This is a genomic window from uncultured Marinobacter sp. (assembly GCF_963974375.1).
GTDB lineage: Bacteria > Pseudomonadota > Gammaproteobacteria > Pseudomonadales > Oleiphilaceae > Marinobacter.
On record NZ_CAXBDN010000088.1, the window covers coordinates 1 to 15078 of the forward strand.

Sequence of the window (15078 nt, forward strand, 5' to 3'; positions counted from 1 at the left end):
CAACAGCATTCAGCTGCACCTGAAAGTGAAGCCGGCTTTTGAAAGACTGTTGACGATGTCTAACCCTGACTGACGCAGCGTCCCGAAAGGTTCCTTCTGTCCCAGAGGGGTGCCAGAGGTTGCATTTGGACCTGCACTTATCGGTGGTTAAAGTACCAGACAATGCCCCGGGCTGTAACTTGGATTCCAAAGCGAGGCTGCAGAACGATCGATGACGCAGGACCAAGCCCCAGTACTGGTTCGTTCATAGCGGATAACAACACCTGTCAAATTTGGGTGGGCTGTGCCGCCCATGGTCACCTCGAGATGACCAGATCCGTCAGGATTCACCACACCAATATTTATTATGGCAGCGCCGTTTGTCAGTGAAGAAGGCACATAGCCCAACGCTTCATTATCCGGGGCACTGGATTCGCTTAGGCTAACCTCAAAGGCTGACCGATAAGCTCCCAACTCACCAAGTGTCCGGTTTAGTTGGGAATTAACTAAATACCCCTGATATAACGGTATGGAAATGGCTGCAAGTATGCCGACGATAGCAACCACAATCATCAGTTCGATAAGGGTAAAGCCTTGGGCGTTTCTAAGCATGCTAGATTTCTCAGAAATTGGGTTCCAAGAAAAACGCAATTATTGGACCAACACGAAGAAAAATCATCATTTATATATTGATTTTTCCTCAGCTGAACCTGGACCTCACTTATCTGAGGTTTCGAGGAAAATTCAAAACCACAAGTATTTATTTATGGGTCAAAAATAAAACACTTCATTGAGCTCTAACTAGATAAAGGTATTGAGACAAACCATAATAAAATACTTATTTTTATAACCACAAAACCCCGAAGTCCATTCGAGGTCTTGTGACTCTTTTAAACCCACAAAGGTCTAATTTTCAGACACTGCCCAGATCCAGCTTTATGGCGCCGCTGCTGCTGCACAACCGTTAGGCAAGTATTGAGTAGGGACATTAGAGGTACATGCCCATGTGCCGTCGACAGTACGCGTCCATACCAAAGTGCTCGGACCAGCTGTTAAAACTGCTGCAGCATTATTCCCAAAGGTCGCTGTAATAGCAGAGGTTGCGACTAACGGATCAGGCAGCTGAGGAACCCCTGTGCCAGCTGGCAATGCAGGGCCGGCTTGTACAGCACCAACCAAAAGATTAGAGCCGGTAGCGCTAGGATTACATTGCCCTGCTGCAGTACCAAGGACTGTTCGACCATTTAAAATACAATCTTCAACAGTCGTGCGAAGAGTTCCTGCTTCAGCCATCACGCGATTGACCTGCGATCGCGCAATGTAATCCTGATACTGGGGAATGGCGATAGCTGCCAAGATACCTATGATCGCAACAACGATCATCAATTCGATCAGCGTGAAGCCCTTCTGGGCGTGGTTCATTTTGAATTCTTTCATCAGTGTAACCTCAACGATTGTTGTGTGATGCCGAAGCTCCGGGGCCGGTGGAGTCTTGCCCCCGAACCGGTTTGAGCCTGAGTCTGAGAATGCACTCCCTGTGCCAGCTTTCTCAAATTGGGTTTTTGTACCGCTTTTTCAGCATCTTAATGCAGCAACGCCTACACTCTTTGACTTGTCTCACAAACAGCGTCACTGTCCAAAGCGGCCCGAAAGTGACGCATCACGTCACTCGTGGATCGTGATCACAGTCAACCCTGGCCCAATTGGACGGTTACCGGGCTTTCCAATACCCGGCGGGCCATCTAAACTCTGTGGCATCTCTTTACACAGGTTTCACCGATGCCTGTCAGCAGCTTACGGACTAAAGTTCACCGTTTATGGCAACCAATAAAAGCAACGTAACCCTCACCGGACTGGCCCGCCGTTTTGTTGAAGACGGTTTGCTGGACGAAAGCGTCGCCAAAGACGCCTACCTCCAGGCCGCCAACGACCGCATCCCGCTGATCACCTACCTGGTTCAGAACAATCTGGCGGATAGCCGGAAACTGGCGTTTGCGGCAGCGATGGAGTTCGGGGTTTCGGTTCTGGATCTGAGCAGCTTTGTGCCGGAAATGCTCCCGGACAAAGTGGTGGACGAAAAGCTCGTCCGCAAGCACAACGCTCTGCCTCTGTATAAACGGGGCAATCGTTTGTTTATTGCCGTGTCTGACCCCACCAATATTCAGGCCCTGGACGAAATCAAGTTCAATACCGGCCTGAGTACAGACGCCATTCTGGTGGATGACGCAAGTCTGCGGGTCATGATCGATAGATATCTGGAGTCCCACGATGACACCATGGGGAATCTGGATGATGCCGATCTGGAAGGCGTCGAGACAGAGGGTGGCGACCAGGAGGATGATAACGCCGTTACCACAACGGATGTGGACGATGCTCCCATCGTCAAGTATGTGAACAAAATATTGCTGGATGCCATTCGTGGTGGCGCTTCAGACGTGCATTTTGAGCCCTATGAAAAAGTGTACCGGGTTCGTTACCGCACCGATGGCATTCTGAAAGAAGTATCCAAGCCCTCTATAAAGCTGGCGCCAAAGATCGCAGCCCGCATCAAGATCATGTCCCAGCTGGACATTTCCGAGCGCCGGGTGCCCCAGGATGGCCGGATCAAGATGAAGCTGTCCAAAACCAAGGCCATCGATTTCCGGGTGAACACCTTGCCTACCCTTTGGGGCGAGAAGATCGTCATGCGGATTCTGGACCCCAGTCAGGCCCAGATGGGTATTGATGCCCTGGGCTATGAGGAAGACCAGAAACAGCTGTATATGGATGCGCTCAAACAACCACAGGGGATGATTCTGGTCACCGGCCCCACCGGTTCCGGTAAAACGGTCTCGCTCTATACCGGCCTGAATATCCTGAACACCACCGAGATCAACATCTCTACAGCGGAAGACCCGGCTGAAATCAACCTGGAAGGCGTTAACCAGGTGAATGTCAATAACCGGGTCGGCCTGGGCTTTGCCGAAGCGCTGCGCGCGTTCCTGCGCCAGGACCCGGACGTGATCATGGTGGGTGAGATCCGCGATCTGGAAACCGCCAACATCGCCATCAAGGCGGCTCAGACCGGCCACCTGGTTCTTTCTACCCTGCACACCAACAGTGCCGCGGAAACCCTCACCCGGATGATGAACATGGGGGTACCTGCGTTCAACATCGCTACCTCCGTCAGCCTGATCATTGCCCAGCGTCTTGCACGTCGACTGTGTTCCTGCAAACAGCCGTTCGAGGTGCCGAAAGACGTCCTTTTGAAGGAAGGGTTCACAGAAGAACAAATTGAAACTGGCTTCACGTTGTACACACCCAAGGGCTGTGATAAATGCATGGGTGGATACAAGGGGCGTGTCGGTATTTACGAAGTGGTGAAGGTCACCGACTCCATCGCCAATATGATTATGGAAGAAGCCAGCTCGCTGCAGATTGCCCGCGAGGCCCAGAAAGAAGGTTTCCGAAACCTGCGTCAGTCCGCCCTCCGCAAAGTGATTGAGGGGATGACCAGTCTTGAGGAAGCCAACCGAGTTACCAAGGATTAAGCATGGCAGAAAAGGCAGATAAGCTTCAGGCATTTGTCTGGGAAGGCAAAGACCGCAAGGGCAACAAGACCAAGGGCGAGATCTCCGGCACCAGCCTGGCTCTTGTAAAGGCCCAGTTGCGCAAGCAGGGTGTGCTGCCCAGCAAGGTCAAGAAAAAGCCCAAGCCGCTGTTTGGTGGCAGCAAGAAAATTACGCCTTTTGACATCGCCATGTTTACCCGGCAACTGGCGACCATGATGAAGGCGGGTGTGCCACTGGTTCAGAGCTTTGACATTGTTTCTGATGGCCTTGAAAACAGAGGCTTGCAGGAACTGGTTGTAGCAATCCGCAATGACGTTGCAGCGGGCACCAGCTTTGCGGGCGCGCTTCGGCGTCATCCCAAGTACTTTAATGATCTGTACTGCAACCTGGTGGATTCTGGCGAGAAGGCAGGCGCACTTGAGCACATGCTGGACCGCATTGCGACTTACCTTGAAAAAACAGAGCTGTTGAAGAAAAAGGTCAAGAAGGCAATGACCTATCCGATTGCCGTTATTGTCGTGGCCATTGTTGTGACAGCGATTCTGCTGGTGAAAGTAGTGCCGCAGTTTGAGGCCCTGTTCCAGGGATTTGGTGCCGAGTTGCCAGTGTTCACTCAGTTCGTCGTCAGGTTGTCGGAATGGATGCAAAAGTGGTGGTTTGTCGTTCTTATCGGCATTATCGGCTTCATTTACCTGTTTAAAGAAGCCAAACGCCGATCATTGAAGTTTTCTGACATTGTGGACAAATACGTACTGAAACTGCCCGTTGTCGGCGAAATTATCGACAAATCTGCAGTGGCAAAATTCGGTCGGGTACTCTCGACCACCTTTGCCTCTGGTGTTCCCCTGGTGGACGCACTGGACTCGGTGGCCGGCGCTACCGGTAACGCTGTCTACCGCGATGCCATCATGAAGATCAAGGAAGAGGTGTCCGCCGGTACGCAGCTGCAGGCTGCCATGAAGCAAGTGGATGTCTTTCCGGTTATGGCCGTGCAATTGACCGCCATTGGTGAAGAGTCCGGTAACCTTGACGAGATGCTGGAAAAGGTCGCCACCCATTACGAGGCCGTGGTGGATGATATGGTTGATAACCTTACCGCCCTGATGGAGCCCATGATCATGTCAGTGCTGGGTGTTCTGGTGGGTGGTCTTATTATTGCCATGTATCTGCCGATCTTCCAGATGGGGCAGGTGGTTGGCTGATTTACTGGCTGGAGGGGTGTTCCGTGCTCCCATCAGTCTTTGAACTCACCGCCCTTGGACGGGCTCAGAGCGAACGTGCTCTGAGCCCCTCGATAATCCGGTCATCCTGAGCCTGTCGAAGGATGGTTCACCTTGAACTGCAAGCCTCTCGAACAGTCAAGAATCCGTTCGTCCTGACCCTGAACCCTGAGCCTGTCGAAGGGCCGAAGGACTCGAGAAACAAATAACAAGGTCAAAAATGGCATTTATCGACGCCCTCCTCTCCACACCGTGGCTGCTTTACCTGGTCGTTGTTTTCGTCTCTCTCTGCATCGGCAGCTTCCTGAACGTGGTCATACTGCGTCTACCGAAGATGATGCACCAGGAATGGCGAGCCCAGTGCGAGTCATTCCTTGAAGTTCCGGAGGACCAGCGCAGCACGGAAACCCGTATAACCCTGTCCACCCCGGCGTCCACTTGCCCATCCTGCGGTCACGGCATTCGGGCCCGGGAGAATATTCCGGTCATCAGTTATCTGGTGCTGGGTGGCAAATGCAGTGCCTGCAAAGCCCGGATCTCGCTCCGCTACCCGTTGATCGAAGCTGTAACTGCATTGTTTTCGGTGGTGACGGTGTGGCTGCTGGGGCCGTCGGTGGCTGCCTTGTGGGCTCTGGTTCTGGTCTGGAGCCTGGTGGCGCTGACCATGATCGATTTCGACAGTCAGCTGCTGCCAGACAGCATCACCCTGCCCCTGATGTGGCTGGGGCTGGTGCTCAACTATTTTGGTCTGCTGACGGATTTTGCCAGTGCCTTCTGGGGTGCAGTGGCCGGTTATCTGGCGTTGTGGTCCGTTTACTGGCTGTTCAAGCTGGTCACCGGCAAGGAAGGCATGGGCCATGGGGATTTCAAGCTGCTGGCGGCGCTTGGGGCCTGGCTGGGCTGGCAGTTATTGCCAGCGGTTGTACTGCTGTCTTCACTGGTCGGAGCTACTGTGGGCATTGCCCTGATGGTTATCCGGCGCCATGGCCGCGACGTGCCGATTCCCTTTGGCCCCTACCTTGCCGCCGCCGGGCTCTTGTCCCTGTGGTTCGGAGATGAAATACTCGCCGGCTGGAATGCGTGGCTGGGTTTCTAAAAACTGGTTAGCCACGGGCAACATCACCCTTCGACGAGCTCAGGGCGAACGGGACCCTTCGACCCTTCGGCAGGCTCAGGGCTCAGGGTGAATGGGCCCGGGAGTTCGATGGCAAATTTTGAGGCAGTACAATGACAAAGCCGGTGGTTTTCGGTCTTACAGGTGGTATTGGCAGCGGTAAGTCTACGGTCGCAAAGATGTTTGGTGATCTGGGCGTGCACTGGGTTGACGCGGATAATGTCGCCCGGGAAGTGGTGGAGCCGGGATCGCCCGCGCTGGCAGAGATCGCTTCCCACTTTGGTGAAGATATTCTGTTGGCAGACGGCACTCTGGACCGGGCCGCCCTGCGCACTATTGTCTTCAAGGACCCGGAACAGCGCGAGTGGCTTGAAGGCTTGCTGCACCCGGTAATCCGGAACGAACTGGCGCGCCAGCTGAAGCCCGAAGGCTATGACCTGCCCTACGTGCTGCTGGTCTCGCCACTGCTGCTGGAAACCGACCAGCATACCCTGGCTAGGCGCGCCATTGTGGTGGATGTGCCAGTGGAAACCCAGATCGAGCGCACCATGAGCCGCGATGATAACCCGAGGGATCAGGTTGAGCGCATTATTGCCGCACAGATGCCCCGGGAACATCGCCTCAGCCGGGCTCATGAGGTCATTCAGAACGATCAGCCGCTGGATCAGGTGAAACAGCAGGTGGACGAGTTGCATGATCGCCTGCTAAAACTGGCACAAGGCTGACCGTTCCTCTCGACGATCATCCGTCAGCCGCTCGATTGTTCAATCAGGTTTTCAATTGGCTCGCCACTCGCTCAGCCAGCCGGCCCCTTGTTATCACGTCAGGAAAACACTTGTATGCCCAAGGTGACCAGGTGAATGGAAGCACAACATTGCCCGGCTGGAAGAAGGCTCTGGTGGGCGCAGGGCTTGCGCTGACGGTTACCTCCACGCTCGGCCAGCCTGCCGTCCAGGACTTGCTGTCGGTAGAAGCACTGCCCCCGGAATTTTATACCTTTACCCCGGATGAGTACTGGCTGGAGCCACAAGACTCCTACTGGATGAGTTTCTCCAACTGGGTACTCGGACAGCAGCAAGTTCAGTCGGAACGCGTTCAGAGTCTTGGCGAATGGGCCGACCGTACGCTTTCCGGCAGCCTGCGGGCAGCCCCCAACAATGAAAGTTACCTGCGCCTCGGATTTGCCGCAGAAACCCGCACCAGCAGGCTCGCAAGCTTCAAGCCAGAGGCCCGGTTCCGGCTCGACGTACCAACCGCCCAGGAGCGGATGCGGGTCATCGTGGAAAGTGAGAGTGAAGAACTGATCCCTCTGGATGAGCGACGCCGGGACCGCCAGCTGACCAGCGACGACAGGTCCGACACCAGTGCGACCGGGGCGTTTCGCTTTCTGTCTGATCTGACCGACACCATTAATCTGAGTAACGATTTAGGCGTCCGCCTGCGCACCCCACCGGATGCCTTCTGGCGCGCGACCGCAAAGGGCCGCTGGGATCTGGATGAAAACTGGCGCCTGTTGCTGGACCAGCGCTTCTATTACTTCCATCGCGACGGCTGGGGGGAGAGTACCTGGCTTGGGGTTTCCCTGGGGCTGCCCCGGGGCTGGACTTTTCTGAGTGCTTCGGAGGCGGTCTGGGTCCATAAAGACCGGCAGTTCGAGCTGTTTCAAACCGTCAATTTCTTCAAACGGATCGGTAATCGCAATGAGGTGAATCCTCGCCTTGGTGTGTTCGGCAGAAGCAAACCCAACTGGCAGGCGACATCGTTTATCGCGGATGTCACCTGGCGGCGCCGGCTGCACTCAGACTGGCTTTATGGCGAAGTCATCCCTGCACTGGAATTCCCCCGGGATGAAAGCTTCAAGGATCGCTTCTCGCTGTTGCTGCGCGTTGAAATGTTCTTCTCCGGCGAACTGAGAAACCGTTAATGCCCCGACACCCCGCAAAACCGGCCAGCGAAGCACTGACCCTGACCCCCATTGCCATCACCCGGTCCTGCTTTCAGGACAAGTTCGGCGTGCCGCGACAACCGGGGCTGACCCGGAACGCCTGGGCGGATCTGGTGATACAGCCGCCGTTTGACCGGGAAGACGCATTCCGTGGCCTGGAGACCTGCAGCCATCTGTGGCTCACCTTCCAGTTCCATCAGGCGGTAAGGGCGGAATGGCGTCCGGTCATCCGGCCACCACGCCTGGGCGGCAACCGCAAAATGGGCGTATTCGCCAGTCGTTCGCCCTTCCGGCCAAACAGCCTGGGGCTGTCGGTGGTTCGCAATGAGGGCCTGGTGCGCCGCGACGGGCAACTTATCCTGCGCATCCGTGATCACGACCTTATCGAAGGCACCCCGGTGCTGGACATCAAACCCTACCTGCCCTTCGCCGATGCCATCCCCGACGCAAGCATCGGCTGGGCCGGAAACGAAGCCCCCGAGCGGCTCCCGGTGACCTTCACTGACGACGCCCTGGCTCAGCTTGCCGGGTTACCGGAGGAGAACTATCCTGACCTCAGGGGCCTGATTGAAGACATCACCAGTTACGACCCCAGACCCTCCTTCCGGCGGGGTCGACAGGACGAAGATCGGATATACGGCGCTCATCTTTATGACCTGAACATCCGGTTCAGCTTCAATGAGGACGGTGTGGTTATCATTACGGTCTGTTAAACTGCCAATTGGAATTCAGTTTCACAGGGATCAGGTGCTTTGTCGCTATCCAGTCTGTTGTCATCGGCCAGCCAGTTTCTTGGTGTCCGCCCCCTGGCGGCACGCCTGCTGGTCTATGTACTGCTGTTCAGTCTGTGCCTTTCGCTGATTGCGACGGGACTGCAGCTGATCGGCGAATCCGACCGGCGATTGTCGGATCTTCGCAATATCCAGGAAAAAACCGGTGACATCATCGCCGGCAATCTAAGCCAGCAATTGTGGCTGATGGACGACAAGGGTGTGGCAGATACCCTTGCCGACCTGCTTGCCTTTGAGGTTGTACAACACGCCCGAATTACCACCCCGGACGGCCGGGAGTTCAGTGTGGGCGAGTACCCGGACGGCGACGTCCTCAGCCACGAGCGCCGGCTGGTGGCCGACACTGCCGGCATTACCGGCTCTCCGGTGGTGGGTCAGCTGATGCTGAACTCCTCGGAAGATATGATCCGCGACGAACTGCTGGAACGGGCCATGGTGTTGCTGCTGTTTCAGTCACTGGTGGTGATGCTGGGCACGCTCGGGTTGCTGCTGATTGTCCGGCTCACCCTGTCTCGGCACCTGGAAACCATGGCCGACTATGCCACCCGCCTGAACCTCGACGCCCTGATTGAACCCCTTGCGCTGAAACGCCGGACACCCCGAAAGGCCGATGAGCTCAGTGAAATGGAGCAGGCCCTGAACCAGATGCGGCAACGCCTGCTGGAGGAAACCCGGGACCTGCGCCAGAACACCCTGCGCTCCCGGGACGAACGGGACGAAGCCATCCGGGCCAACCACGCCAAAAACCTGTTCCTGGCCAACGTCAGTCATGAACTGCGGATTCCGCTGCAGTCGGTACTCGGCTATGCCAGCCTGCTGCAGGACACCACCCTGGACCAGGAGCAGTCCGATTACATCAACACCCTGCTTAACGCGGCGGAGGGACTATCGTCCATTATTGACGACCTGCTGGATATCTCGATCATGGAAGCCGGCAGACTGGAGCTGGACGCCATCAGCTTCGACCTGCGGGACACACTGAACGACATGATCCATATGCTGGGCCCGAGAGCCCGGGAGAAAAACCTGGCCCTCGAGTTACGGGTGGATGACAAACTGCCGGCCGAGCTGATCGGCGATCCGGTACGCCTGCGCCAGATATTGCTGAATCTGACTTCCAACGCCATACGCTTTACCGACTCCGGCCATGTCCTGGTCAGTGTCGAAATGATGGGGCGGGAGGCCGGCCTCAGCCGGTTACGGCTGTCTGTGGAAGATACCGGTGTGGGAATCAGTGCCCGGGACCTGCCGCTGATCTTCGAACCCTACGTTCAGCTGGGCCCCAAATCCCGTCGCCAGCTCCCCGGGACCGGCCTGGGGCTGACCATCTGCCGGCAACTGGTCAGCCTGATGAACGGAACACTGGATGTGGACAGCGCTCCGGGCAAAGGTTCCACCTTTTGGGTTGAGCTGACCCTGCCGGAGCCCACCAGCCGCTCTGCCAGAAGCCAGCCCCCCATGCACCCGATACGGGGTCGCCGGATTCTGGTGGTGGACTCCTATGCCCTGTCCCGCAAAATCACCCTGGAAATGCTGGCCCGTTCGGACGTTGCCATCGAGGCGGTGCGCTCAGCGGCCGAAGCCCTGACCGCGCTGCAACAGGCCCAGGAGAATAACGCACCGTTTGATGCCGTTGTGCTGGACGGATTCATACCGGATATGGACAGCGACCTGCTGTGCCGCCAGATTCGCGACACACCCGGCTGGCAAAACGTCCGGTTATTGGTACTCTCCGCCAACCCGCAACGGGGCGATGGTGAACATTTTCGCAACGCCGGCGCCGACGCTTTTCTCAGCAAATCCCTCAGGGAATCGCGGCTTACGCCGCTGCTGAGCCAGCTGTTCGCCGACGCCGACGCCGGCGAGCGCCACTTTCTTACGCGTTTTTCCCTGCAGGAGAACACAGAAACCACGGAACCCCGATCACTGCCCTGCGGTCCCATGGATGTCCTGCTGGTGGAAGACAACCCGGTAAACCGGGCCCTCACCAAACGGCTACTGGAAAAACTCGGCTGTCAGGTGGCCACCGCCAACGATGGCCGATCAGCCGCCGATATCTGGAAAAGCCGGGATTTCGATCTGATCTTCATGGACTGCATGATGCCCGAGGTGGACGGCTTTGAAGCCACTCGCCAATTAAGAGTCTGGGAGGCCCGCAGCGGCAGCAGCAAGCACACGCCGGTGGTCGCGTTGACCGCCAGCGCCATGGAACAGGATGAAGAACGCAGCCTGCAGGCGGGCATGGATGCCTTTGTCGCCAAGCCTGTCAATCTCGACATGCTGCGGGCAGTTCTGGAACAATACTGTGATGCAGACAACCTGGAGCCTCAGTCGTGACACACTCTGGCCACGATGCCGCTTTAACTTCTGCAACATCTTCAGCTCTGAACCGGAAACCGTACTGATGATCGTGAACTGCCCCACCTGCAAAAAGCCTGTCGAATGGATCGAAGCCAACACCTACCGCCCATTCTGCTCCGACCGCTGCCGCCTGATCGACCTCGGCGCCTGGGCCAGCGAAGACTACCGCATACCGTCCGCAGCGCCGGTATCTGAGGATGACCTGATTGATGCCATTGAGAAGACGCAGCATTAAGCGTTAATAGTTTTGATGTACCCACAATATGCATAACCGGATGTTAAGTTGAGGCGCCGCCACCACCCGGGTACCATGCACCGAATTCGAACCAGCGAATAACGCAACAACCTTCAGGGGTATCCTTATGATGTTCACACGGACTTCTGCCACAGCATTGCCACTGGCCGCCGCACTGGCCTTTTCAGTGGCTCCCGCTTCTGCTGCAGATTTTGACCTCAGCCTCACCAACGACTCCGTCAAAGGACAGGTCAACTTCTTCGACAGCCGTTCAGATCTCCAGCTGGGCGCTGGCTACACCTACCATGAAGGCCGCCGCCACCTGGTGAACGCAGATTTCCACGCCCAGGGCCGCACCGCACTGGGCAACCTGCCGACCACCGCCGGTATCGGCTTCCGTGGACTGGTCTGGGACCAGAGCCAGGCAGACGGCGGCGCAGTCGGGCTGGGTGGCTTTGCCACCATTAATCTTCCGACGGTACCGGGCCTGTCCTTCACCGGCAGCGCCCACTACGCCCCGAGCATCCTGTCCTTTGGTGACTCCGATGATCTCACCAACATCGAAGCCCGGGTCAATTACCGTGTTATTCGCAATGCGGAAATCTTTGCCGGTTACCGCTACATCAACACCGACCTCGAGAACGTCCGCGGCGACATCAATCTGGACGAGGGCGTACTGGTGGGCATGAAGATTTTCTTCTGATACAAACCCATACAGTAAAGCCGTCGTATAGGCTGGTAAAATGATCGAAGGCCCCGTATTTTGCGGGGCCTTTGTCCATGTAACCACCGACGACGAGGCCACGCATGTCTGTTGCTGTACGCAGCCTGCTGCTTATCACCCCGCTGATACTGATCGCGCTCTGGGGCTCACTCCATACCCCCGCACCCCTCCCCGATTCCGATGATGACATGGATGATATCGAGCTGAGCACCTTGCCTGCCGTACCACGATGGGCCCTGGGCAGGCTTCCGGATTTTGATGCCTACTACGACGTCACGGAGAAAAAAGCCGCGTTCTTCTCCTACCTGTACACCCGGGCCGTGGTGGTCAACGCCCGGATACTGTTACAGCGGGAGCACCTGATTGCCCTGTCCCAAAAAGCGGAACTGACGGCCGATGAAGAGCTGTGGCTGGCCCGGCAGGCCGAACGTCTGCGGGTTGATGAGGACACCGGCAGCGAACAGATGTTTGCCCGCCTGCTGAAACGGCTGGATACCCTGCCACCCTCACTGGTCCTGGCCCAGGCTGCCAATGAGTCCGCCTGGGGTACCTCCCGCTTTGCCCGGGATGGCAACAACCTGTTCGGGCAATGGTGTTTCTCGCCGGGCTGCGGCCTGGTTCCCCTTGGCCGTCCGGACGGCGCCAGCTACGAGGTCGCCCGGTTCGAGTCGCCGTATCATTCCGTGCGCTCCTACATGCAGAACCTGAATCGCCACCCAACCTATCAGAAGGTAAGGGACCTGCGGGAGCAGGCCCGCAGACAGAACCGCAGTCCCACCGGTACCGAACTTGCGGCCGGACTGATTGGCTATTCGGAGCGTGGCCAGGAATACATCGAAGAAATCCGCAGCATGATCCGCTTCAACAACCTGCGGTATTACGATCAGCAGTACCGGGACCAGGTAGAGGACAGACGGGACCCCGGCATATTGCTGCAGCTGGCTTCTGCGTCAGAAGAAGAGCTGATGCCGGGGTATGGGGAGTAGCGGGTACTTACTTTCCTGAGAAGTTACCAGCTCCGTTCGGCCTGAGCCTGTCGAAGGGCGCGGTCACCGAGTCCACGCCCTTCGACCCTTCGACAGGCTCAGGGTCAGGGCGAACGGGGGGTTAGGGTTAGGTTCAGGACTTGCGGAAACTACATAGTTCTGTTCCGTTCACCCTGAGCCTGTCGAAGGGTCGGTCACCGAGTCCAACTCCCTTCGACAGGCTCAGGGCGAACGGGGGTCAGGCTCAGGCTGAACGGGCATAGGCGCAGGCGTACAGGGGCAAGATCACGCCTTATGCGGCGCTTCCAGATATTCCTGGGACTGCATCTCCAGCAGCCGGGACTCCGTGCGTTCGAATTCGAAGCTCAGGCGGCCGCCGGCGTACAGCTCTGTTATGGGTGCCGCCGCCGAGATGATGACTTTCACATTGCGATCGTAGAACTCGTCAATCATGTTCACGAAGCGACGGGCCTGATCGTCCTTGTCCTTACCCAGAACCGGGACATTGCTGACGATAATGGCGTGGAATTCCCTGGCCAGTTCGATGTAGTCGTTCTGGCTGCGGGGGCCGTCGCACAATTCGCGGAAATCAAACCAGACCACATCGTCGGCGTGGGCCCGGGCCTGCAGTTTGCGGCCGTTGATCTTGAGATTGAGGCCATGACTGCCTGCCTCCAGAGCCAGGGCGTCGTAACTTTTTTTCAGGCTGACATCCGCCTGTTCATCCAGCGGCGAATGATACAGTTCAGCCTGTTCCAGGGTGCGCAACCGGTAGTCCACACCACCGTCCACATTCACCACATCGGTGTGTCTTTTGACCAGCTCAATGGCAGGCAGGAACCGGGCCCGTTGCAGGCCATCCTTGTAAAGGCCGTCAGGCACGATGTTGGAGGTGCAGACCAGGGTTACGCCACGGCCAAACAGTCCGTCCATAAGGGTAGCCAGAATCATCGCATCGCCGATATCGGACACGAAAAACTCATCAAAACAGATAACCCGGGCTTCACTGGCGAATCGGGCGGCCACCAGTTCCAGCGGATTTTTCTCACCCTTCAGGCTTTTCAGCTCACTGTGAACCCGCTGCATGAAACGGTGAAAATGCACCCGCATCTTGCGGTCAAAAGGCAGGGACTCGAAGAAGGTATCCATCAGGTAGGTTTTACCCCGGCCCACGCCACCCCAGAAGTAGAGACCCTTGACCGGATCCTCGCGCCCTTTTCGAATCTTCAGGCGGAATTTGGTCAGTGCCCTGGTGCGCTTATTTTCAGCGTCAACCAGTTTGTCATAGAGCGCCTGCAGGCGACGCACGGCGTCTTCCTGAGCCGGATCTTTCATAAAGTCCGGGCGCTGCAGGTCTTGCTGGTAACGTTCCCAGGGGGTCATCAAAGGGCTTCCCGTATCAGAGGATAAAAACCGGGCGCGTATTGTCGCCGATTTCGTTCGTTTTCGCCATGGCTCAAGGGCATGCCAGAAGGTTACGGCAATAAGGCAACGGGCCATGGGCACAGGTGGCACTCAAGGGTTATACTGGTACCCTGACGCTTCGCGCAGAAGTAATACGAACTGAAAGTGTTACTGGCAAAAGGTACTGCGAATAAAAAGCAGTCTGGTCAAAAAGTACTGTTGTTAAAAAGTACGGTAAATAAATAGTACAGCGAACTGAATGTTCCATGAGCAAGACGTACTGTAAGCTATAAAGACTTCCGACAGGATAACGATCTATGACAAACCTGATTCTGGCAGTGGTCGCGGCATTGGCCGTAGGCGTGATTGTGGGCATTGTGATTGGCCGCACCAACCAGGGTTCGTCCCTGCGTCAGCGTCGTGCCGAACAGCAAATCGACGAACTCCGCAGCGAATATACCCGCTATCAGGCGCAGGTGAACGAGCACTTTATGGAATCCGCCAACCTGTTGCGCCGGTTCACTGACGCTTTCCGCGATGTAAACCAGCACATGGCACGCGGTGCAAACCGACTGGCCAGTGATGAAGACTGGCTGCAGGAACTGGAACAGCAGCAGGCCCGCGCCCGCCTCGCAACCAGTTCGGGCGATGATTCCTCAGGTCAGGAGCCGCCAAGGGATTACGCCCCCAAGAAAGACCCCACCGAAAAGGGCACCCTGGCCGAAGACTATGGCCTGACCGAAGAACAGAAAAAGGCCAGGGCTTAAG

Annotated in this window: 14 protein-coding genes; 11 read left to right on the forward strand and 3 right to left on the reverse strand. The window is 56.7% G+C overall.

What is annotated here, in order from left to right; all coding sequences use genetic code 11:
• Positions 1-147: 147 nt before the first annotated feature.
• Complete coding sequence (locus AAC035_RS09415; RefSeq protein WP_339803004.1) at positions 148-591, reverse strand: pilin; 444 nt, start codon at positions 589-591, stop codon at positions 148-150.
• Positions 592-915: 324 nt separating this feature from the next.
• Positions 916-1401 (reverse strand): pilin, encoded by a 486-nt coding sequence (locus AAC035_RS09420; protein ID WP_339803037.1) that lies wholly within the window; start codon positions 1399-1401, stop codon positions 916-918.
• Positions 1402-1796: 395 nt separating this feature from the next.
• Between AAC035_RS09420 and pilB the strand changes: the two genes are divergently transcribed.
• The 10 genes from pilB (at position 1797) to AAC035_RS09470 (ending at position 12906) form a co-directional block, all read left to right on the forward strand.
• The gene (gene pilB, locus AAC035_RS09425) at positions 1797-3509 is read left to right on the forward strand and encodes a type IV-A pilus assembly ATPase PilB (RefSeq protein WP_339803007.1); all 1713 of its coding nucleotides are present in this window, start codon (positions 1797-1799) and stop codon (positions 3507-3509) included.
• A gap of 2 nt (positions 3510-3511) precedes the next feature.
• Entirely contained in the window at positions 3512-4732 is a 1221-nt protein-coding gene (locus AAC035_RS09430) for a type II secretion system F family protein (protein ID WP_339803010.1), read from the forward strand.
• 238 nt (positions 4733-4970) lie between these two features.
• Complete coding sequence (locus AAC035_RS09435; RefSeq protein WP_339803012.1) at positions 4971-5846, forward strand: A24 family peptidase; 876 nt, start codon at positions 4971-4973, stop codon at positions 5844-5846.
• A gap of 131 nt (positions 5847-5977) precedes the next feature.
• Complete coding sequence (coaE, locus tag AAC035_RS09440; protein WP_339803015.1) at positions 5978-6589, forward strand: dephospho-CoA kinase; 612 nt, start codon at positions 5978-5980, stop codon at positions 6587-6589.
• Positions 6590-6720: 131 nt separating this feature from the next.
• On the forward strand, positions 6721-7788 hold the full coding sequence (locus AAC035_RS09445) for a hypothetical protein (RefSeq protein WP_339803018.1): 1068 nt from the start codon (positions 6721-6723) through the stop codon (positions 7786-7788).
• Complete coding sequence (gene tsaA / locus AAC035_RS09450; protein ID WP_339803021.1) at positions 7788-8522, forward strand: tRNA (N6-threonylcarbamoyladenosine(37)-N6)-methyltransferase TrmO; 735 nt, start codon at positions 7788-7790, stop codon at positions 8520-8522. Before AAC035_RS09445 ends, tsaA begins: the two co-directional genes overlap by 1 nt.
• Before the next feature lie 39 nt (positions 8523-8561).
• Positions 8562-10937 (forward strand): response regulator, encoded by a 2376-nt coding sequence (locus AAC035_RS09455; protein WP_339803023.1) that lies wholly within the window; start codon positions 8562-8564, stop codon positions 10935-10937.
• 67 nt (positions 10938-11004) lie between these two features.
• Positions 11005-11196: a DNA gyrase inhibitor YacG gene (gene yacG, locus AAC035_RS09460; RefSeq protein WP_339803040.1), complete on the forward strand. Its 192-nt coding sequence runs from the start codon at positions 11005-11007 to the stop codon at positions 11194-11196.
• Between the two features lie 127 nt (positions 11197-11323).
• Positions 11324-11899 (forward strand): YfaZ family outer membrane protein, encoded by a 576-nt coding sequence (locus AAC035_RS09465; RefSeq protein ID WP_339803026.1) that lies wholly within the window; start codon positions 11324-11326, stop codon positions 11897-11899.
• 104 nt (positions 11900-12003) lie between these two features.
• Positions 12004-12906, forward strand: coding sequence for a glucosaminidase domain-containing protein (locus AAC035_RS09470; RefSeq protein ID WP_339803029.1), 903 nt, complete (start codon positions 12004-12006; stop codon positions 12904-12906).
• Between the two features lie 285 nt (positions 12907-13191).
• Here the strand turns inward: AAC035_RS09470 and zapE are convergent, their stop codons facing one another.
• Positions 13192-14289 carry a cell division protein ZapE gene (gene zapE, locus AAC035_RS09475; protein WP_339803031.1) on the reverse strand — a complete coding sequence of 366 codons (1098 nt, stop codon included), beginning with the start codon at positions 14287-14289 and terminating at the stop codon, positions 13192-13194.
• Positions 14290-14627: 338 nt separating this feature from the next.
• On the opposite strand from zapE, the gene AAC035_RS09480 reads away from it, so the two are divergent.
• Positions 14628-15077, forward strand: a complete 450-nt coding sequence (locus tag AAC035_RS09480; protein ID WP_339803034.1) for a DUF1043 family protein — start codon at positions 14628-14630, stop codon at positions 15075-15077.
• Position 15078: the final 1 nt, after the last annotated feature.